The organism is Pseudomonas sp. KH_017 (assembly GCF_057840285.1).
The window spans coordinates 2,455,406-2,475,644 of sequence record NZ_CM174509.1; the positions used below are offsets into that span (position 1 = coordinate 2,455,406).

Sequence of the window (20,239 nt, forward strand, 5' to 3'; positions counted from 1 at the left end):
ACCGTGGAGAAGTCGAGTCTTTTGCATCAACAAACCACCATGGGCCTGTACCTGCGCGACCCTGAACACAACGCGCCACCCACCGAGATGGACCCGGTGCGGGCACAGGTTTACCGCGATCTGGTGTTCGCCAACCTGTCTTCTCTGCTCAGTGGCACCTTTGCGGTGCTGGTGAGGATTCTGGGGGATGAACGCTGGCGTTCGCTGGTGCGGATCTTTCTGCGGGACTACCGCGCTCGCACGCCGAAATTTGGTGAGATTGCTGAGGAGTTTGTCGGGTTTCTCGCGGCCGGGCCTCGGGCGTTGAGTGATGGACCTTGGCCGCCGTTCATGGTCGAGTTGGCGCATTACGAGTGGGTGGAAATGGCGCTGCAGCAGTCTGATGCCGAGCCTCTGGTTGGTGGTGATGTCGCGTTGCTGCTGGATCGGCCCTTGCAAGTGTCGCCGCTGGCCTGGCCTTTGGCGTATGCCTGGCCGGTGCAACGGGTGGGGCCGGATTGTCAGCCGGACGTTTTACCTGCTCAGCCGACATTGTTGCTGGTGCGGCGGGCGGAGGACTGGAGTGTGAGGTTTTCCGAATTGAGTCCGTTGGCGTGGCGGTTGTTGCAGAGGATTGGCGAGTTTCCCGAGTTGACCGGGCGTGAGCAGTTACAAGGATTGGCGGTGGAGGCGGGGCAGGTTGGGTCTTCGGCGTTTTTCGAGGGTGGTCTGGGGTTGTTGCGGCAGATGCATGGGGAGGGGGTTGTTGGGGTTGGTTGATCTTCTTTGACCTTGGCGGTCTTTGGGCCGAGCAGGTTTTTGGTTGATTGAGTACATATCCGTTTCTGCGGTAATGGCGGCTGGCGGTTTCGCCCTTACGGCGAGTCACTTTTTTTACAAGCGCCTAAAAAAAGTAACCAAAAAAACGCTCGCCCCGAACGTACGGCCCCTCGCCTGGGCTCGGGGTTCCTTCGCTCCGGTATTCATCCGGGGGCATTGCCCTCCGGTCGGCTTCGCTTCGACCTACATGCAATGAGTTCGACTGCGTCGAACGGCGCTGCGCGCCCATCCCCGGATGAACACCTCCACTCAGCCTGCCGAGGGGGCGGGTGGATCAAGATCAAGAGCTGCAGGCGAGCTAACGCTCGGCCTGATGAGTGGTGAGAAGCGTGGGTGTACGCCGATCTGCTTTTGCTCTTCTGTGGGAGCGACGGTGCGGCGATCCGACCTGCTCGCGATGGCGGCCTGCCAGCCGACCAATGTCTTGCTGATGTCCACCGATCAAATTGTGGGAGCGGCGGTGCGGCGATCCGACTTGCTCGCGAAGGCGGCCTGACAGCCGACCAATTTCTTTCGAATGTACCCAGCCCAACTGTAGGAGCGAGCTTGCTCGCGATGATGGCCTGCCAGCCGACCGAAATCTTGCAGACGTACTGAGTACCTGTGGGAGCGGGCTTGCTCGCGAAGACGGCCTGCCAGCCGACTCAATGCTCACAGGCGAACGAACCCCGCGATCAGGCCGGCCGGTAGGCCGCCTCGCTTTTGCTTTGGCTTTTGATCTTGATCTTCTTGCCCCCTCGTGAGGCCGAACGTCAGGGGCAAAGCGCTTTGGTTACTTTCGCGCTTTTCGAAAGTGACCCGCCGTAAGGGCGGAACCATTAGCCGCCGTTACCGCAGAATCGGATATGTGCACCCTCAAAAATCCATGCCGCCTGACACACAGCCATCGTCGGAACGCCGCCCGGACCAAGCTCGCTCCCACAAGGATCTCCCACAGGGATCTTCAGTGACCACAAGTCCCGAGTAAAACCGGGGACCCAATGTGCGAGCCTGCTCGCGATAGCGGCCTGCCGGCCGACCATTCGTTACAGCTGGTCTGGCATTCCTCGCCCCCGAACCGAAAATTTCTACACCGGAAATTTCAGCTCCGCACACAACCCCCCACCCTCACGAGTCAGCTCACGGATCGAGCAGAGTGTTCCAGCCAATCTGGCGGGCAAGGATGAGCGCCATAGAAGCGGTGCATTTGCAACAGATCACGCCCGAACCAGTCGCGGACCCAGCGACTGTATTGGGCTTGCACCTCGTATTGGACATCAGGCTGTTGGAGGCAGTCGAACACTGCCTGCGCCGCCTGCATACCGGTCATCAGCGCCTTGAGTACGCCGTGCGAAGCTGCCGGATCGAGTACGCTGGCCGCATCGCCAACCGTGAAATAACCTGCACCTGCAAGTGCCGCGATGATGCGCCAGGACACATCGGCACCTCGAATGGAACCTGCGCATGGCAACCGTTGCAGGTGTTCGGGCACGGATCGGGACCTGGTCGATGCTTTGTCAAAACACAGGCGTGTCCAGTGCAGCAACTGATCTTCCACACGGGCCACCCAGGTCCAGCCATCGAGGTCGGCCCGCAGATGCGGGGTTTGCTCATAGGGATCGATGCAGCCTTTGAGGTAGCCGTATCGGGCGATCAACAGCGGCGAATGGCGACGCACCTTTAACGAGAATTGCCGGCTCAGCCAACCCGTCGCTCCGCTGGCGTCGATCAGGTAGGGCGCGAACAAGGGGCCTGAATCGGATTCCAGGCCGATCACTCGCCGGTCGTGGATCAGCAGGCGTCTGGCCTTGCACGGTTGCAGCACCCTGACACCCAGCATCGCAGCTCGTTGCAGCAATACCGCGTCCAGTCGCGCCCTGGCAATCTGAAAGCCAAGCCAGGGACCGGCTAGGTCCTCGCCAAAACCATTGAAGCGAGGCGGGCCGTCCCACTGCACCCATTGCCCGGGAAAGCGAATCGTCCCTTGGGTGCACACTTGATCGGCCACCCCCAATTGTTGCAGCAAGGGCTCGATGCCCGGGTGCAGGCTTTCGCCAGGACGAAACCGCGGAAAAACCTGGGCCTCGAGCTGCGCCACCCGCAGTCCCCGTTGTGCGCAACTGATTGCCGCGGCACTTCCCGCCGGGCCACCCCCGACCACCAACACATCAACGTGATTCAAGTGCAATCTGCCAAGGCAACGCCTCGTGTTTGACCAGGATCGCTTCGGCGCTGACCAACAGGCTTACCTGGCGCTGGATCTCCACGTGGCGCAGTTTGAATTCGATTTCCGAGGACCAACTGAGTCCTCGCTCGTACAACTGATAGCGATGCACCCAGCCGTCAAGTTGCAGACCGACCTGCTGCTCAGCGGTGTCGAGTTCCTCATTCGGTCGCTGCACGAAGGTAAATGACAATATCGGCCACTTATTGCGCTCGGGTTTGTTATTCCCGACTCCCAGCACGTTGTACACACGATGCATCGACAGCACCCGGTCTTCGTAATCTTGCAGGGTGGTGTTGCCCGTCAGTTGCAGGGCGAAGCGTCCATCCAGTGCCACCTGGGTGTAGTCGGTGTATTCGTAGGCGTGGTATTGGACGATCCAATCCCCCGCTTGCTGTACCAGGCGTGGCCCTCGCTGGTTATCCCAGGCCGGGCTGCCGGTCTGGCCGATTTCCTGGTCGGTCAGCGGGATGATGGTGTGCAGGCTGCCCCGTGGTTCGAAGGTGCGCGCCGAATCCGGCGCCACACCCGGCCAGTAGGAACCCAGGGCTGCGCAGATACGCACATCTTCGGTAAAGGGGCTGGCCATCTGGTATCCGCTGAGGCAATCCAGCCAGGTCCCGTCTTCGGATTGTTGTCGAATCCTTCCGACTTCCCAGCCGGGGCCGAAGACGCCGGCTGCAGCATCCGGCAACGAGGACGGGCGCATGACCGGTGGCCGTTGCAGGCAGGGAGACAACGTCGAGCCCGCCTCACGCGGCAAGGCCACAATGGCCGTGACCCCGCGATCATCCGCCGAAAAGGGTTGATCTTTCAGGCTCAGGTTGGCGCAGTACCGAACATTCGACAGCGCCTGCAGTCGGGCATGCCAGATGTCCGGGGAGGGCAGGCTGGGCTCTGTATTCGCCCAGCGTAGGAGTTGACGCTGGCTGCACAGCGGAAAGAAATCCGGGGCGCCGATCACCGAATACGCCGCCACCGTTGGCAGTACACTCTCCAATGCCGGGCAACGAGCCCGAACCCAGCCATCGGCTGTGCCGTCATGGTAGTGCAGAGCAGGATAGCCACCTTGCCTGACCCGTTCCGCCACGCCCTCCTGGTCATTCAGATCCTCAATGCTGCCGTCCTCCAGCACCTTATGTCGACCATGCACCATGCCAGCGGTGTTGGGTGGCAGCTGAAATGCCAGGGGTTTTTCCTGGTAGATGGCCTGTTCAACCAATCGAGGCCTGGGTTGCGGGAGCAGCAGCCCCGGCCCCAGATCTGCTTGCGTAGCCCAATCAGCCAATCCGTCAGTGATGACGAACGGCGGCCGGCTGATTTCCGGCTCCTCCCAGCCTGTGCCGCTATGGCGCAGATGGATATGGCGTAACTTCTCGTTGATCTGGTGATTATCCAGCTCAAGTGTCAGGTCCATCCCGGCCAGGCACTGCGTCCCCTCGAACAACTTGTGCAGCGGCACCCAGAAATCCAGATCGGCATCAACATCGTCTTGAAAATCCATCGGCCCGAAACGTGCGGCGTCACCCTTGTGTTGCATGGCGATGTAAGCGCTGTAGCGCACGGGCATGACCCTGATGCCGTGCACGTCATCATCCACGAACGGCAGGAAACACCGCCGTTGGGCGTCGTAGCGGGCGGCGGCGGTGCCGACGCGGGCGATGCCGGTACGGGAGAAACACAGGTCGGCATGTTCACCGTGCACGGTGTCGCTGACGCAACGGTACTCGCTGGCAAACACCACCAGCGCCAGCGGTGCGCCCTCGGCTTTTCGCTGGAGGTCTTCGAGTGTGGGTGGGTTCACGCCATAGACATAATCAAGAACTGCTTCAATTTCGGCAGGTGTCGGATACAGCTGTAGAGGCTGCCCGGCTCCGTCGGCAGTGACCTCGGGGGAGGCCAGCGCGTGATACAGCAGGCTGCGCGAGGGCTGGCTGGACTCAATCGCCCGGTTGCCGGCACTGGAAAAGTCCTCAAAGCCTGGAAGGTTGCGATCGATGGTCAGCGGCTTGATCAGCTCGGTGTCGAGCGGTACTGCGAGGATGTCCAGCCCATGGCGCAGCAACAACGAATGCCAGCCGCCAGGCGCCAGTCGCGTGCACGCCCGGGTCACTGCTTCGAGCAAGTTCATCGTGGTTTCCCGTTGATCCTGTGTACGGACATTGCACAGGAGCCCGGGGAGTGCTGGCTACTGTCAGTTCTGACAGTGGTGACCAATGGTCGGCCGCCCTCGGTGTCATTAGATCCCACAGAGGGAAGCGAGAAATTCAGTGAAGTAGCGGCAACTTCAACTCCGCACACAACCCGCCACCCTCACGATTGCTCAAGGTCAATGACCCGCCAATCGCGACCGCCAGTTGCTGGGCGATCGCCAGCCCCAACCCGGTGCCGCCAGTGCTGCGGTTGCGCGAGTTTTCTACGCGATAGAACGGTTCCATCACTTGCTTGAGTTCTGCTTCGGCGATCCCCGGACCACGGTCGAGGATCTTGATCGACAGGTTGCCATCGGCCTGTTTTTCCACCCGCAACTCGGCGGCACCGGCAAACTTCAATGCGTTGTCCGTCAGGTTGACCAGCACCCGGCGCAAGGCGTGGGGTCGGGTGTCGATGACGGCTGCACTCTTGCCGGTGAGCTGAACGTCCTTGCCCACGTCCTGGTAGTCGAACACCAGGCTGTCGAGGAACGAGTCGAGGTCGGTGCGGCGGCTTTCTTCGGTGGCACCGTGGATGCTGCGGGCGTAGGCCACGCCTTCGCGCACCAGGTGTTCCATCTCGCCCAGGTCGTTCCACAGTTTGTCTTTTTCGCTGGAGTCGTCCATGAACTCGGCGCGCAGTTTCATGCGGGTGATCGGTGTTTGCAGGTCGTGGGAAATCGCCGCGAGCAGTTGCATGCGTTCCTTCAGATAGGCCGCGATGCGTGCCTGCATCGAGTTGAAGGCCTTGGCGGCGTGGGCGACTTCGGTCGGGCCTTTTTCGTCCAGGAGTACTGGGTGCGCGTTGGGGTCCAGGGTTTCTACCGCACTGGCGAGGCGGGTGAGGGGGCGGATGGCGATTCTCACCGCCAGCCAGGAGCAGGCCAGCATCAGCGCCAATTGCCCGAGCAGCACGATGGGCAGCCAGGGCGATAACGGCACCATCGTCGGGCGGACGTCGATGGTCAGCGGGCTGCCATCCGCCAGGTTCAAGTGCACTTGAAAATGTTTTTTCGGTCCGGGAATGTCGGTAAAGGTCATCGGGTAATCGTGGCCGATGGCGTCCTTGATCGAGGCAATGGCAATGGGCGCATCGGGCATGTCGGTGCGGATGGGCGTGCCCGGCGAACCCTCATTGAGCATGTAGCTGTAATTGCGCCGCTCGAGTTGTTTGAGCCAACCGGCTCGCTCGTCGGCGGGCAAGCGGTCGAGGATGGCGACGGACGTGGAAACGTCGGTTTCCAGGTTGCCGAGCATGGTGGTTTTCGAGGATTCGTAGCGTTCGTAGTACTGCGCGCCGAAGGACAGCGCCTGGGCGAGGATCAGACCGATCAGGAATATCAGCGACAGCCGCGAGGCCAGGGTCCGCGGCCAATGCAGCGCCAGGGTCATGATTGATCGCCCAGGATTTCCACCGGCAGGGAAAACACATAGCCTTCGCTGCGCACGGTCTTGATGTAGGCCGGTTCGCGGGCGTCGTCGAGCAAGCGCTGGCGCAGGCGGCTGACCAAAAGATCGATGGAACGGTCGAACAGGTCGGCGTCGCGGCCCTGGGTCAGGTTGAGCAATTGATCGCGGTTGAGCACCCGTTGCGGATGGTCGAGAAACACCCGCAGCAATCGATATTCGGCACCGCTCAGGGCCACCATGGTGCCGTCTTCATCGAGCAGGTGACGGGCCGAAGTGTCCAGGCGCCAACGGCCGAAGGCCAACAGGCGGCTGGCTTCGGTCACCACCAGGTTCGGCGGCAGCATGCGCGTGCGTCGCAGCACTGCGTTGATCCGCGCCAGCAGTTCACGGGCAGCGAATGGCTTGACCAGATAGTCGTCGGCGCCCATTTCCAGGCCGAGGATGCGATCGGTTTCATCGTTGCGGGCGGTGAGCATCAGCACGGGCGTGGCCTTGTGCTTGCCGGCGCGCAATTCGCGGCAGAGCACCAGGCCATCGTCCCCCGGCATCATGATGTCCAGCACGATCAGGTCCACCGGAGTGGTTTCCAGAAAAGCGCGCATCTGCCGTCCATCCGCCACGACCGTGGTGCGCAGGCCGTTCTTCTTCAGGTAGTTGCCAACCAGTTCGCGGATTTCGCGGTCATCGTCAACGATGAGGATGTGATCAACGTGATCCATTGGGCCAAACCTCTGGTAAATGGGGAATGCCACACAGTCTATCGAGCCTCGGCGGGCTCGCCTGCCGCCCTTTGTATTGCAGTGTATCTGGCTTGCCTGCGGATACACACGAAGGCAAAAAAGCCGATTTCCAGCGGTTTTGTATGGCTGTGTATCCAGGCACCGTTCTGATACGCAGCGATTGATTCTCGCCGATTCCCGACACAGACGAGATACCTCGCAGGCTTTTAATAGGTTCCATCGAGGCCAGCCAGACCGCCTCGGATCAAACAACGATCAACCTGTTGAAACCTTGAGGAACTCGCCATGAACACCAAGGCCATCTACGCCGCCTGCCTGTTTGCCGCCCTGAACATCTGCACCTTGTCGGCCCGTGCCGAAGCCGATGTTGCGCCTAGAACCTACACCTACGGCACCCAACTGGATATCAGGAAAGTAGTGTCGCTGACCGAGGACGCTACGGCTTCCTGCGGCGTGGTGAATGCGCAGCTGACGTACCTCGACTCCCAGTCCAGGACCCAGGTGCTGGGTTACAGCAAGTTGGCTGACAACTGCAACTCGGAAAACTGAGTGTCGCGATCAACCACCGCTCAATCCATTTGAAACAGGAAGGACATCATGAACAACATTTCCCGCTACCTGACCGCCATCGTCTTTTCCGTCGCCGGTGCGGCGGCCCATGCCAACGCCGCTGTCGAGCAAAGCGCCTGCGCCAGCAACACCTGCTTCCAGCTCACGCCAGTGGCGGAGAAGGGCACCCAGGGCTTGCTGGCGCAAGACGGTTCCAGCCGTACGCCCCAGGGGCAGTTGCTGGATGAGCAAACGGCTTGAGAACACCCCCAATCCACTGTGGGAGCGGGCTTGCTCCGGGCGGCGTTCCGACGAAAGCGATTGTTCAGTCAATGATGTGTCATCTGACCCGACGCATTCGCGAGCAAGCCCGCTCCCACATTGGCCAATGTGTTGCCCTCTAATGTGTATTAGGTGATCCCATGTTACTCATCGCTTTCCTGGGCGGCATATTGACCGTCCTCAGCCCGTGCATCCTGCCGGTAGTGCCCTTCCTGTTTGCCGGGGCCGACCGCACACGCTCCTCGATCCTGCTGACCCTTGGCGGCATGGTCCTGACCTTTGGCCTGGTCTCCAGCCTGGCCGTGGTCAGCAGCGAGTGGGTGATCCAGGCCAGCAACACCGGCCGCCACGTCGCGCTGGTGGTGATGGTGCTGTTTGCCCTGTCGCTGATTTCCGCCCGGGTCGGTGACTGGCTGGCGCGGCCCTTCGTGTTGCTGGGCAATCGCATCGACCCGAACTCGCGCAAGATGTCCGGGCCGCTGGCGTCGATCATGATCGGTGTCGCCACCGGGCTGCTCTGGGCACCCTGCGCGGGGCCGATCCTCGGGGTGATTCTCACCAGCGCCATGCTGCAAGGCGCGAACGCCGGCACCAGTCTGTTGCTGGTGGCCTATGGCGCCGGCAGTGCGCTGTCCCTGGGCACCTTGATCTTTGCCGGACGCGGCCTGGTCAATCGCTTGAAACCGTCGATTCCGGTCACTGGCTGGTTGCGCCGTGGCGCCGGGGTTACGGTGCTCGCCGGTGCGGCGGCGATTGCAACGGGGGCCAATGACCTGTTGCTGGCCAACACCTCCTCGGAAGGTGTCAGCAGCGTGGAGAAAGGCGTGCTGGAAACCGTGCCGAAAGTCGTCGATTACCTGGTCAGCAAGGTCAAGGCCGACAGCACCATGGGTGATGCCCAGGGCGCCATGCCCTCGCTGTCCGGCGCGGTGGACTGGCTCAACTCGCCCGCACTGAGCAACGAAGCGCTGAATGGCAAAGTGGTACTGGTGGACTTCTGGACCTTCGACTGCATCAACTGCAAGCACACCCTGCCGTACGTGAAGGACTGGGCGAAGAAGTATGAAAAGGACGGGCTGGTGGTGATCGGCGTGCACACGCCCGAATACGGCTTTGAACGCATCATCGATAACGTCAAGGCCAAGGTGAAGGAGTACGGCATCACCTACCCGGTGGCGATCGACAACAACTACGCGATCTGGCGCAACTTCGACAACCAGTACTGGCCCGCGCACTATCTGATCGATGCCAAGGGGCAGGTGCGTTACACCCACTTCGGTGAAGGCAGCTACGACACTCAGGAGAAGATGATTCAGCAGTTGCTGGAGGAGGCCAAGGCCGGCGCGCCAGCGGCGTAATCCGCTCGATCAATGGCTCACAGGTCTTGCCTCGTGGGCCATGGTTTTTTTCTCCTGACCGCGCCGCCACGCCGCCGGTGGCGCACCGTACTCGCGACGGAAGGCGCGGCTGAAGGCGGTATCGGTCTGGTATCCCACTTCTTCGGCGATGCGCGTCAATGAGCTGTTGCTGCTGCGTAACAGGTTGGCGGCGAGCAACATGCGCCATTGCGTCAGGTACTGCATCGGCGACACCCCCACCAGTTGCTGGAAGCGTTCGGCCAACACCGATCTTGAAGTGCTGGCGGTGCGCGCCAGTTCGTCCAGCGTCCAGGCGTGGCAGGGTTTTTTGTGCAAGGCGTTGAGGGCGGCGCCGACGATGCGGTCGCGCACACCGGCCAGCCAGCCGGTGCGGCCTTCGCCCTGTTCGTTCATGTACAGGCGCAACACTTCGATGAACAGCACTTCGGCGAGTTTGGCCAATACCCCTTCGCCGCCAGGGCGGGGCGAGCGGGCTTCGGCGAGGGCATAACGTACGGAGGATTCCAGCCAGATACCGGCATCCGAACCGCGCACATTGACCCGCACCACGGCCGGCAAGCCCTTGAGCAACATGCCCGCCAGGCGCGTATCGCACGCCAGGTAGCCGCACACCAACCGGGTGACCGCGCCACCTCCGCCATGGCTCAATTGCCTGGGGCGGCGCGCCAGCACCGCATCCAGTCGCGCACCCGTGGCCGGGGGCAATCCGGGACGTGAGCACATGCGATGGGCATCGCCCTGGGGGAAGATCACCACGTCGCCCGCACTCAGCAGCAGCGGCGGGGCATCGCCCAATTCCACGTAGCACTCGCCCTCGGTGATCAGGTGAAAGATCACCACCCGTTCCGCATCGGGCTCCAGAAACGGCGCGGCGGTGTCGGCGCTGGGCGACTGGTAGCACCAGGGCGCGGTGAACCGGGCGTTGATAAAGATCGCGCCGACCAGGTGCACGACGCGCAAGGTCTGTGACAGAGCGTCCATTGGGGTTTCCCCGTGGGAGGTTCCTGATTGTGAGCGCGCCTGCGCGCTACGTGGAATCTCCGGACGATCGGGCAGGGTTGGGCGACGATCGGACAGGACGCCAGCGCCCGTCAGGACGATAGTTTGTCTACGGGGTCAATACCGGCCCTGCCACCCAGAACAAGAAAAGAGAGGTTGCCATGCCGAAGTTCGTGATTGAACGCGAGATCCAGGGCGCCGGAGCATTGTCGGAAAGGGATTTGAAAGCCGCTTCGCTAAAGTCCTGCCAGGCGTTGCGTGAGTTGCCAGAGGTGCAGTGGCTGCAGAGCTATGTCACCGGTGACAAACTCTACTGCGTGTACATCTCGCCGAACGAGGCGCAGATCCAGGAGCACGCCAGGATCAGTGGTTTTCCCGCCAATCGCATTTCCCAGGTCATGAACATCATCGATCCGACGACGGCGGAGTAACCGCGACCGGACCCGACTCGTGTTTCAAACAAGAGACCGTTTCCATGAGTACACCCATTGATCTGACTGCCTTGAAAAACCGCCAGATGGCCTCCTGGGCCAGCGGTGACTACGCCGTGATCGGCACCACCCTGCAGATCGTCGGCGAGCAACTGGCCGAAGCCTGCGACCTGTTGTGCGATGAACGCGTGCTCGACGTTGCCGCCGGCAACGGCAACGCAACCCTCGCGGCTGCCCGCCGTGGCTGCCAGGTGACGTCCACCGACTATGTCGCCGCCTTGCTCGAACGCGGCGAAGAACGGGCCCGGGCAGAACGCCTGAACGTCTCCTTCCAGGTCGCCGATGCCGAAGCCTTGCCCTTTGCCGACGGCAGTTTTGATGCCGTGCTGTCGACCTTCGGCGTGATGTTCACGCCGGACCAGCCCAAGGCCGCCGCGGAACTGGCGCGGGTTTGTCGCCCGGGCGGGCGGATCGGCCTGGCCAACTGGACGCCGGAAGGTTTCGTCGGCCAGATGTTCAAGACCCTGGGCCAGCACCTGCCACCCCCTCCAGGTGCGAGTCCACCCTCACGCTGGGGCACCGAAGCCTGGTTGCACGAGCATTTCGACGAACGTGAATTCCTGCTCCAGGTGACGCGCCGCACGTTCAATTTCCGCTATCGCTCGGCGGCGCATTTCATCGACACCTTCCGCGAATGGTACGGGCCGGTGCACAAGGCCTTCGCCGCGCTGCCCGCGGACGGCGCCAAGGCCTTGGAGACCGACCTGAGCGAGCTGATCAACCGGATGAACCGGGCGGGCGACAAGTCGCTGGTGGTGCCGAGTGAATATCTTGAAGTGGTGATTACGCGGCGTTGAGTGAGCACAAGTCCAATGTGGGAGCGGGCTTGCTCGCGAAAGCGTACATTCAGTCAGCGATGATGTGGCTGACACACCGCTTTCGCGAGCAAGCCCGCTCCCACAGGGGTTGTGTGGTGGTCAATGGCATTTAAATCACTACAGCACCACGGGCTTGCAACAACTCGCGCAACACCGACCGATGACAATGCGCTTCATTCTCGCAATAACAGCCCACGGCCAGGGACGTCTGATGGGACAACGCAGCCAGCAGATCCAGCATCTGACTGGCAGCAGGCTGGCTCATCTCGGCCTTGAACTTGCGCCGGAACACCTCCCAGGCCTTGGCATCTTGCGCAGCCTTGGCCTCGGCCACCAACTGCGCACTGGGCGACAGCAGCGGCTGCCAGACATCATAAAAGTCCCGACGGGCGAATTCGGCTTTCGGTACGCCCCGGGGAGGGCGGCGTACCGTGCCCAGGCGCAATCCTTCGTCGGGCCGACGGGGTGAACCGAGTTGAACGATATGGATCGCCATGGCTACTTGAGCCGCGATTCGTCGAACCACTCCAGCGCCGTGCGCCACAGGCAGATGCCCAGGAAGTATGCCGACATCAGCAGCCACAGCCCCATCACCAACGGATTGATCTGCGGATGGTTGAGCACCAGCGACAGGCTGCACAGCAACCAGATGGCTGTCACCGCAATGTTGATCGGCATGAACCGGCGCACGCGAAACGGGTGCAGGAATTTCATCCGGGTCACGGTCAGCAGGGCCAGGCCAATGACCGTGACGAAGGTGATCCACGGCGACGGGGCGATGATGTACAGGCACAGGGCGACCACGTTCCAGGCGGCGGGGAAACCCTGGAAGTAGTTGTCTGTGCTCTTCATGTTGACGTTGCAGAAGCAGAACAGCGACGACACCAGAATCAGCGACACGCTCAGCAGCAAGGTGTAGTCCGGCAACGGGATGTAGCGATAGATGAACAGTGCCGGGATAAACACATACGTCAGGTAGTCGATCACCAGGTCGAGGATCGAGCCATCGAAGCTCGGCAACACTGACTGCACGTTGACCTTGCGTGCCAGTGCACCGTCCAGGCCGTCGACGATCAGGGCGACACCCAGCCACAGCAGGCAATGGGTCGGCTGGTTATCCAGCAGGGACAGGGTGGCGAGGAAAGCGGTGACCACGCCAGTGGCGGTAAAGCCATGGGCGCCCCATGCTTTGAGCCTGGCGATGTACAGGGTTGAAATCACGGGGGCGTTCTCCAGTGAATGAAGCAAGCCAGTTGTCACCTCGCGTACGGGGCGGTGGCAAACCGGGTCGGGTTGCAGGTATCGACCGGGTATCCGGGAATAAGGTTCACCACCTATGAATCTTAGCTGCGCCACAAAGAAATACCCCGGAGCAATCCGCGGTAGCGATGGCGGGTCAGCCCAACGGTGCTGGCACATTCGCCTGCGGGGGCTATCGTTGCCTGACTGGATAAGCACCCTTCAAGAGGACAACCGTCATGAACACCAGCGATCTGCTCGAACAATTACTGCGCGCCGGTCAGGGCTCGATGGCGCAACAGGGTGGCGGTGGCGCGTCGGCCCAGGGCGGGCTCGGCGACCTGGGTGGATTGCTCGGCGGCTTGTTGGGCGGTGGTGCTGGTGCAAGTGGTGGCGGTGGTGGCGCTGGGTTGGGCGATTTGCTCGGTGGCTTGCTTGGCGGCGGTTCGCCGATGGGCGGTGCACCGCAAAGTCGTTCCGCTGGCGGTACCCATTATGCCGCGCTGGCGTCCCTGGGCATGATGGCGTTCCAGGCGTACCAGGCCTGGCAGCGCAGCCAGGCGTCGGCACCGCAAGAAGCGCCACGGACCGTGGACTTGCTGGCCGGCCCGGAGGCCGAGGAACACAGCCATGCGATCCTGCGGGCATTGATTGCCGCGGCCAAGGCCGATGGCCGCATCGATGACGCCGAGAAGCAGATGATCAGCACTGAAATTGGCCGTCACACCGACGATCCGCAATTGCAGCAATGGCTGGACGACGAGGTCGCCAAGCCACTGGATGCCAATGAGGTGGCGCAGTCGGCCACCGACCCTGGCATGGCCTCGGAGATGTACCTGGCCAGCGTGATGCTGGTGGACGACCAGCAAGATGCCGAGCGCAACTATCTGGATGAGCTGGCCGCGGCGTTGCAGATCACCCCGGAGCTGCAATTGCATCTGGAGCAGCAGGCCAAGGGCACTGCCTGATCGGGCGCGCCCGCCATAAGCAAAGCTTCGCGAGCAAGCCCGCTCCCACAAGGGATCTCCAGTGTTCACACGGACAATGTGGGAGCGGGCTTGCTCGCGAAGAACGATGACTCGGTCAACCTGCTGAAACACCGGCCGTACCCCGCGCCACGAGTCCGTCCGGGCTTTTTCAACGCCGATTGAATTATTGCGCCGCTCGCTGGCTCTGCTTGATTAGAAGACGTTTGCATTCAACGTCCTGGCGCGAAGCCGGTGAGCCATGCCCCGCAACCTCGATGACGACAACCGCATGCGTGACTTTTCGGCGACCTCCGAGCCCGCCGCCAAGCGCTCACGCCAGGGAAAATCATCGCCTCTGACCGGCGCGCGCAAAGCCAGGCTGCCGGAGTTGCTCAAGCCTGAGTTGGCGACCACCATTTGCGCCTACGCCGTACGTACCCGCGAGGGCATGCCGGTGTCGATGCCGATCTGGCGCGAAGAGGTGGGCGAACTCAAGGGCGCCAATCAATGGAACCTGCACAATGTGCATGAACGTCTGGTTGAAGTCGGGGGATAGGCCCTGGGCGGACATGTCCGGAACCCGGCAGGCGATCACAGCAGAGATGCGCCGGCGGGTGGGGATGAAGATGTGACCGCAATGGTCAGAAAGAAACTCCATGTGGCGAGGGCGAAAGCTCCCTCGCCACAAGAGTGTGTTACTTGAGGAACGCCTGGAAGTCGGTACCCAGTTTATCGATCGCCGCCTTGAAGTCCTTGGCGGTAATCTGCTGGCTTTCGTTTTTCAGTTCGGTGCCGAACACCTTGCGCACCACTTTGGCCACGGTCTGGTTGCTCTTGGCGTCGACGAACTCGGCTTCGATGAACAGGGTGGTTTCCTGGTCACGGTGACCGGTGGCGGCCTGGGTTGCCCCGACTACGGCCGCGATGGGAACCACTTCATACCACTTCATGCCTTCGTTCTCGGCGTTCACCCCGGTAATCGCCGCGCGCATGATCAGAGGGCGCGAGCCCGCCGGTGCGGATGTGGAATTGGACACTACACGATACTTCTGACCCAGGGAGGCCTTGGCCTTGCTGGTCATGTAGTTCTGAATGTCGGTCAGCGTCTGCTGGTTGACCCGCTCATCGGGTTTGGGGGCCGGGTAGAGCTCCAGTTTGTTGAACACCACGGTGTCATAGGCATTCGGGTTCCACGAAGGGCTGACCCAGCGCATCGCGGTTCCACCGCTCGGCGTTTCGACTTCCTGCAGGTTGTTGTAGTTGGACAGGAAGCCTGAATATTGCTCCTTCTCAGTCACTTTCGAGGTACAGCCGCCTAGCAGCAGACTGGCCAGCGTGGCGCCGACGAGCAGTTTTCGGGACAGATTCATAGTGGTGTTTACTCCTTGGAAGAAATCTTCGTTCTTTTGTTTACAAGACATCAAAATCGCCAGGTCATGTTCCCGCTCAAGGCTTGAATCCAGGCATTGTCGAATTGACCGGATACTCGATTGCCCGATACGGATTTGGTCTGCTCGACCGGCATGTCGCCGAGCCAGACCATGGCCCAACTGACGTTGACATCGGTGTCCTTGTTCAGAGCATAAGTGGCTCCTGTGGCAATACGCCAGGATTCATTCATCGGCACCACCACACTGCGGTTGCTGTCCGAGACGGCGCTGCTGTCGTAGGCCACGCCGAAGTTCCACAACCACTGCTCGGTGGCCTGGTATTGCGCGCCAAGGGAGAGGTGCCAGGTGTCCTTGAAGCCGGCGTCGACGGTCTTCGATTGCGCTCCAAACGCCGTGGTGTCGACCTCTACGGCGATGTCGCCGAACTCGGACCAGTCCTGCCAGTTGGCCGAAGCCAGCAGTGCCCATTGTCGGTCCAGTTGCTGGAACAGGCTCAGGGTGACGGTTTGCGGCACCTTCATGTCCAGTTCGGTGTTGGTGTTGTTCACGCGGTCCAGCAGACGTCCGTCTCCCTTCACGTCGAGCCGGTCCTCGAAGTCCAGGTCGACCTGGCTGGTGTAGGTCAGGCCGATGCGCGTGCCGGGTTGCGGGGCGTAAATCACGCCGACGTTGGCGCCATAGCCCCAGTCGTTGTCGCGGTACTTGTATTGGCCGTCAGCGCGGTCAGTGAAGCCGAAAGGGGAGCGGTCGATGGCGGTGTCGGCCTTCAACATGCCGTACATGGCCTTGATGCCAAGGCCCACCGACCACTGCTCGTTGAAGCGATAGGCCACGCTGGGTACCAGCGACAAACCGAGCAGGCTGGAGTTTTGCGCGAAGTAGCGGCCGGACCAGTCGTTGTCGTAATTGAGCGCCAGGCCGAAGTCACCGTACTGGCCGAAACCGACGCTCCAGTGCTCGTCCAGTTCATGGCTGATGAAGAAGCTGCCACCGGGCATCGGATCGAGGGCATTGCCACTGCCGCTGCCCGGGGTGTTGGTGCCGGCGTCGCGGTCGAAGCTCAGGTCGCCGTACAGAACCTGCAGGCCGGCGGTGATTTGCGTACCGGGCAGATAGCTCATGCCCGCGGGGTTGCTGGCGATGGTCGAGGGGCCTTGGGCACGGGCAGCGGCACCGGCGTTGGCCAGGCCAGCGTTATCGGTGCCGATTTCATAGAGCATGATGCCGCCGGCCCAGGCTTGTTGGCAGCACAGGGCAAGTAGCGCAGAGGCGGGCAGGGTAGTTGTTTTTGTCGGCATTGAAATCCCTCAGCAATTGTCCATTTCGAATACGGGTGGACTGCATCAGCCACCCGTGGATTCGGCTGCTACTTGGCCATCTCTGCCCGAGCCGCGGCGATCTTGGCTTTAACCGAGTCGAGGTTGAAGCTCGCGCCTTTTTGCATCGGCGGAAACTCGATCGCTGTTTCTGCCAGTTTGGCCACCTGTTGCTGGACGAACACGAAACGCCAGAACTGGAACTTGAACCAGTCGAAGTACTGTTGCGAACCCTGCGCGGCCTGATTTTCCGGCCAGCCCATGCGCTCGAACGGGTCGAGTCGAAGATTGGTCAGGATCGGCACGTCCACAGCAACTTTAGCCCCCATCCAGCCACCCGGTTGGTCAATGAAGCGATATTTGTAGTCGTCTATGCGCACTGCACCCAAGGCGCTCTCTCCAAAGTAGAAGATCTCATGCCGGTTCGACGGACCTTTTCCGGTGATCATTGGAGTTTGATCATAGCCGTCCAGATGAACTTTGTAGGTGGTGTCGCCCAATTGTTTGCCTTTGAGCAGTTCGGCGGTGATGTTCGGGTTGCCCGCCGCCGCGACCAGGGTCGGGAACCAGTCCATGCCGGACATGATGCCGTTGGCGACCTGGTTGGCCGGCACCTTGCCTGGCCAGCGAATGATCGCCGGCACCCGGAAGCCACCTTCCATGACCGTACCTTTGCCCATGGCGAACGGGGTGGTGCCGCCATCGGGCCAGGTGAAATTTTCTGCCCCATTGTCGGTGGTGAAAATGACGATGGTGTTGTCGTCCATGCCGTCTTTCTTCAGCTTCGCCATGACGTCGCCGACGATGTCATCGAGCTGCGCCATGCCGGCTTCCTGTTCCGACCAGCCATTCTGCGAGTTGCGCATGGCCTGGTACTTGTCGGACAGGTGCGTGACGATGTGCATGCGGGTCGGGTTGAGCCAGACGAAGAAGGGTTTGTTGTCCTGCTTGGCCTTGTCGATGAACGAGAAGGCCTTGTCGCGAATCTCCTCGTCGACGGTTTTCATTCGCTCCGGATAGAGCGTGCCGGCGTCTTCGATTTTCTGCTTGCCCACCTTGCCCCAGCGCGGCATCACGGTCGTGTCATCGGTGGTGGAGGCCCAGCTGTGGACCATGTTGCGTGGGCCGACGCTGTCCATCAGCTCCTTCGGATAATTGGGGTGCGCCGGGTCTTCCATGGCATCGAGGTGATAGAGGTAGCCGAAGAATTCGTCGAAACCGTGGACGGTGGGCAGGAACTGGTTGAGGTCGCCCAAGTGGTTCTTGCCAAACTGGCCGGTGGCATAACCCATGGCCTTGAGTGCGGTCGCAATGGTGACGGCTTCGGCGGGAATGCCTACGGGCGAGCCGGCCTGGCCGACGGTGGTCATGCCCGTGCGAATCGGCAGTTCGCCGGTGATGAAATTGGCGCGTCCGGCGGTGCAACTGGCTTCGGCGTAATAGTCGGTGAAACGCATGCCTTCATTCGCCAGTTGGTCGAGGTTAGGCGTTCTGCCAGCCATCATGCCCTGGTTGTAGACGCCGATATTCGACCAGCCGATATCGTCGCCCATGATCACCAGGATGTTGGGGGCTTTGTCGGCCGCCAGGGTCTGGTTGGGAAACGCCATTGCAGACAGCAACAGGGGTATCGCAAACATCGAGGATAAGGTTGTCCGGTTCATGTCGAGCTCCTGCGCACTAGCGTGAGTACATCGAGACGAGCCCCCAACCGCCGTTGAAATGCGTTATCCCCCGCGATGAGCGTAGGTTTGAATTGCGAAATATCCAGTAATGAGTAGTCAGGAAGTCAGTGTTTCAGGGGCGTTGCATCGAATTGGCCTTCCGGCGAAGCAGCCGCTCAAGTCGAGCGGCGAGCGATACTCGCCGCCCTCCCTTCGTCATTACCGGTCGGCAGTGGCGGCCAGCAATGGTGCGATTTGCTCATCGGTCAATGCGGCATGCACGTCCATGCTCATCAGGTCGTTCCACTCCAGCACCCATTTCTGAATCGGCACCAAATCACTCGCCTCGGCAATGCCGAAGCCGGCCGAGCTCCCTACAGCGTGCCAGCGCCCGTGCATGGTGACGCCTGCGGGCGGTGCGCCACCGGTCTTGAGAAAACGCGCGATTGCGGCATCACGGTTGTCAGGGCTGATTGTCCAACTGACGATGAATAACATCGGCCACCTCCTGTTGCACCTTGGCACCTGCTGTCTGCGCGTACCTGGCTGGCGCCGGGGCCGAGGCCACGCTTGGGTTTCCAGTTCCGTCCTGGCTGGCTTGCGGCAAAATCTCCCAAGGAAGGCATAGCAGTGCACCGCGATTCATGTATGACCGCTGATCCTGTTCCGGTGCATTTTCGAGGGGGGTAACAGTCGCCTGTTTCACCAGCGCAACATGGGCAGCGGGCGCAGTGGCGAACGGAGCAATTGCCGGGCTGAAAGCTTCATCAGCATCGAGTGAAAACCATGATCGGGAAAGATCGACTGTACGGTTTTGATGAAGCTTCGGGGCAAGCCGAAACGCACCAGGCCCAGGGACACATCCACCAGGTCGGCCTGGCGGAAGTGTTCGACACTGTCGGCGTAAGCGCCGCGATACCGCCGCAGCTTGTGATGCTCAAGTATCAACGCGCAGACTTCATCCTTCAGTTCCGGACGTTGTTGGCTGTCGAGATGTTCGGTGGCCAGGGCAATGGACGGCGGCAGGTAGTCGAGGGTGTCATCGGTCCAGATACCCAGGTCATGAAACGCCGCCGCTATTTGTACCGCGTCCGGGGGCAGGCCTTCGGCACCGCACAGGGCGCCATGGAAATTCAGCACCCGGTAAATGTGATTGCGGTAGCCCTGCAGATCGACACCGATGGCCAGGGCGAACGAGGTGAGAATCTCGTCAGTGAGGGGGAATTCGAGAATGGGTTTCATCAGGTGTCACGCAACAGGTCGTTGGCATTGAGCAGTTCGTAGGCAATCTCCGGGCGCTTCTCCATGGCTCGGCGAATGGCGGCGGGGATGTTGGCGCGGGTCTTGCGGCACAGCCCCGGCAGTTCGCCAATCTGGATGCCGATGCCCCGCATGGTGCGCACTTCGTTGAAACCGGGGGCGATGTCCACGCGGATGCCCAACTGTTCGAGCATGCGCCGTTGCAGGTGCTCCAGATCGCTCAGGCTCTGCAGGTTTTCCAGGCGTTCGATCAGGCGTTTTTCTTCGTTGCGGGTCAGAAACAGAATGCGCAGGTCTGCCCCTGGTGTTTCCAGCAGCGGGTCACGCCCGCAGTCGCAGGCGCCGGGCGGGCAGGGTGAGCGGATCGCAGCGGTGGTGGTCATGGGAATCAATCATAGAGCGCTGTGATCGAATTTGCCCATAGGGATTTGGTGTGAAGGCGATCTAAAAATGTGGGAGCGGGCTTGCTCGCGAAGGCGTCCTGTCAATCGACAATTGCGTCGACTGATACTACGCCTT

At 61.3% G+C, this 20,239-nt stretch carries 20 protein-coding genes and 1 pseudogene; 8 read left to right on the forward strand and 13 right to left on the reverse strand.

Features of this window, described 5'->3' with window-relative positions; genetic code table 11:
* Window positions 1-3: 3 nt before the first annotated feature.
* Window positions 4-759, forward strand: coding sequence for an HvfC family RiPP maturation protein (locus AC3IT6_RS11170; protein ID WP_489355489.1), 756 nt, complete (start codon window positions 4-6; stop codon window positions 757-759).
* 1,174 nt (window positions 760-1,933) lie between these two features.
* Here the strand turns inward: AC3IT6_RS11170 and AC3IT6_RS11175 are convergent.
* From AC3IT6_RS11175 to AC3IT6_RS11190, 4 genes are all read right to left on the reverse strand, one after another.
* Window positions 1,934-2,980 carry an NAD(P)/FAD-dependent oxidoreductase gene (locus AC3IT6_RS11175; RefSeq protein WP_489355491.1) on the reverse strand — a complete coding sequence of 349 codons (1,047 nt, stop codon included), beginning with the start codon at window positions 2,978-2,980 and terminating at the stop codon, window positions 1,934-1,936.
* The gene (locus AC3IT6_RS11180) at window positions 2,967-5,153 is read right to left on the reverse strand and encodes a hypothetical protein (protein WP_489355493.1); all 2,187 of its coding nucleotides are present in this window, start codon (window positions 5,151-5,153) and stop codon (window positions 2,967-2,969) included. Before AC3IT6_RS11180 ends, AC3IT6_RS11175 begins: the two co-directional genes overlap by 14 nt.
* Window positions 5,154-5,289: 136 nt before the next feature.
* Window positions 5,290-6,606: an ATP-binding protein gene (locus tag AC3IT6_RS11185; RefSeq protein ID WP_489355496.1), complete on the reverse strand. Its 1,317-nt coding sequence runs from the start codon at window positions 6,604-6,606 to the stop codon at window positions 5,290-5,292.
* On the reverse strand, window positions 6,603-7,343 hold the full coding sequence (locus AC3IT6_RS11190; protein WP_095946382.1) for a response regulator: 741 nt from the start codon (window positions 7,341-7,343) through the stop codon (window positions 6,603-6,605). Before AC3IT6_RS11190 ends, AC3IT6_RS11185 begins: the two co-directional genes overlap by 4 nt.
* Window positions 7,344-7,649: 306 nt before the next feature.
* On the opposite strand from AC3IT6_RS11190, the gene AC3IT6_RS11195 reads away from it, so the two are divergent.
* From AC3IT6_RS11195 to AC3IT6_RS11205, 3 genes are all read left to right on the forward strand, one after another.
* On the forward strand, window positions 7,650-7,913 hold the full coding sequence (locus AC3IT6_RS11195; RefSeq protein ID WP_489355498.1) for a DUF2790 domain-containing protein: 264 nt from the start codon (window positions 7,650-7,652) through the stop codon (window positions 7,911-7,913).
* A gap of 48 nt (window positions 7,914-7,961) precedes the next feature.
* Complete coding sequence (locus AC3IT6_RS11200) at window positions 7,962-8,174, forward strand: hypothetical protein (RefSeq protein WP_489355500.1); 213 nt, start codon at window positions 7,962-7,964, stop codon at window positions 8,172-8,174.
* Window positions 8,175-8,335: 161 nt separating this feature from the next.
* Window positions 8,336-9,553, forward strand: a complete 1,218-nt coding sequence (locus AC3IT6_RS11205; protein WP_489355502.1) for a cytochrome c biogenesis protein DipZ — start codon at window positions 8,336-8,338, stop codon at window positions 9,551-9,553.
* Window positions 9,554-9,562: 9 nt separating this feature from the next.
* Here AC3IT6_RS11205 and AC3IT6_RS11210 read toward each other — a convergent pair whose 3' ends face one another.
* Window positions 9,563-10,555 carry an AraC family transcriptional regulator gene (locus AC3IT6_RS11210; RefSeq protein WP_489355504.1) on the reverse strand — a complete coding sequence of 331 codons (993 nt, stop codon included), beginning with the start codon at window positions 10,553-10,555 and terminating at the stop codon, window positions 9,563-9,565.
* A 179-nt stretch (window positions 10,556-10,734) separates the two neighbouring features.
* Between AC3IT6_RS11210 and AC3IT6_RS11215 the strand changes: the two genes are divergently transcribed.
* Window positions 10,735-11,004 carry a DUF4242 domain-containing protein gene (locus tag AC3IT6_RS11215; protein ID WP_095968203.1) on the forward strand — a complete coding sequence of 90 codons (270 nt, stop codon included), beginning with the start codon at window positions 10,735-10,737 and terminating at the stop codon, window positions 11,002-11,004.
* Window positions 11,005-11,048: 44 nt separating this feature from the next.
* Window positions 11,049-11,861, forward strand: coding sequence for a class I SAM-dependent methyltransferase (locus AC3IT6_RS11220; RefSeq protein WP_223457787.1), 813 nt, complete (start codon window positions 11,049-11,051; stop codon window positions 11,859-11,861).
* A gap of 130 nt (window positions 11,862-11,991) precedes the next feature.
* Here AC3IT6_RS11220 and AC3IT6_RS11225 read toward each other — a convergent pair whose 3' ends face one another.
* On the reverse strand, window positions 11,992-12,378 hold the full coding sequence (locus AC3IT6_RS11225; RefSeq protein ID WP_489355507.1) for a DUF488 domain-containing protein: 387 nt from the start codon (window positions 12,376-12,378) through the stop codon (window positions 11,992-11,994).
* A 2-nt stretch (window positions 12,379-12,380) separates the two neighbouring features.
* Window positions 12,381-13,103, reverse strand: a complete 723-nt coding sequence (gene pcsA, locus AC3IT6_RS11230; RefSeq protein ID WP_046040311.1) for a phosphatidylcholine synthase — start codon at window positions 13,101-13,103, stop codon at window positions 12,381-12,383.
* 257 nt (window positions 13,104-13,360) lie between these two features.
* On the opposite strand from pcsA, the gene AC3IT6_RS11235 reads away from it, so the two are divergent.
* Window positions 13,361-14,089 carry a tellurite resistance TerB family protein gene (locus tag AC3IT6_RS11235; protein ID WP_489355509.1) on the forward strand — a complete coding sequence of 243 codons (729 nt, stop codon included), beginning with the start codon at window positions 13,361-13,363 and terminating at the stop codon, window positions 14,087-14,089.
* A 406-nt stretch (window positions 14,090-14,495) separates the two neighbouring features.
* Window positions 14,496-14,721 (forward strand): annotated as a pseudogene (gene ligD / locus AC3IT6_RS11240) (non-homologous end-joining DNA ligase LigD); the annotation flags it as partial.
* 63 nt (window positions 14,722-14,784) lie between these two features.
* On the opposite strand, the gene AC3IT6_RS11245 reads toward ligD, so the two are convergent.
* From AC3IT6_RS11245 to AC3IT6_RS11270, 6 genes are all read right to left on the reverse strand, one after another.
* Complete coding sequence (locus AC3IT6_RS11245; protein WP_223447229.1) at window positions 14,785-15,459, reverse strand: DUF3313 domain-containing protein; 675 nt, start codon at window positions 15,457-15,459, stop codon at window positions 14,785-14,787.
* 50 nt (window positions 15,460-15,509) lie between these two features.
* The gene (locus AC3IT6_RS11250) at window positions 15,510-16,778 is read right to left on the reverse strand and encodes an OmpP1/FadL family transporter (RefSeq protein WP_489355511.1); all 1,269 of its coding nucleotides are present in this window, start codon (window positions 16,776-16,778) and stop codon (window positions 15,510-15,512) included.
* A 68-nt stretch (window positions 16,779-16,846) separates the two neighbouring features.
* Window positions 16,847-18,460 carry an arylsulfatase gene (locus AC3IT6_RS11255; protein ID WP_458371144.1) on the reverse strand — a complete coding sequence of 538 codons (1,614 nt, stop codon included), beginning with the start codon at window positions 18,458-18,460 and terminating at the stop codon, window positions 16,847-16,849.
* A gap of 219 nt (window positions 18,461-18,679) precedes the next feature.
* Window positions 18,680-18,958: a DUF3303 domain-containing protein gene (locus tag AC3IT6_RS11260; protein ID WP_057398488.1), complete on the reverse strand. Its 279-nt coding sequence runs from the start codon at window positions 18,956-18,958 to the stop codon at window positions 18,680-18,682.
* A gap of 204 nt (window positions 18,959-19,162) precedes the next feature.
* Entirely contained in the window at window positions 19,163-19,702 is a 540-nt protein-coding gene (locus AC3IT6_RS11265; RefSeq protein ID WP_489355514.1) for an HD domain-containing protein, read from the reverse strand.
* Window positions 19,702-20,103: a hypothetical protein gene (locus tag AC3IT6_RS11270; protein WP_223447236.1), complete on the reverse strand. Its 402-nt coding sequence runs from the start codon at window positions 20,101-20,103 to the stop codon at window positions 19,702-19,704. Before AC3IT6_RS11270 ends, AC3IT6_RS11265 begins: the two co-directional genes overlap by 1 nt.
* Window positions 20,104-20,239 lie beyond the last annotated feature (136 nt).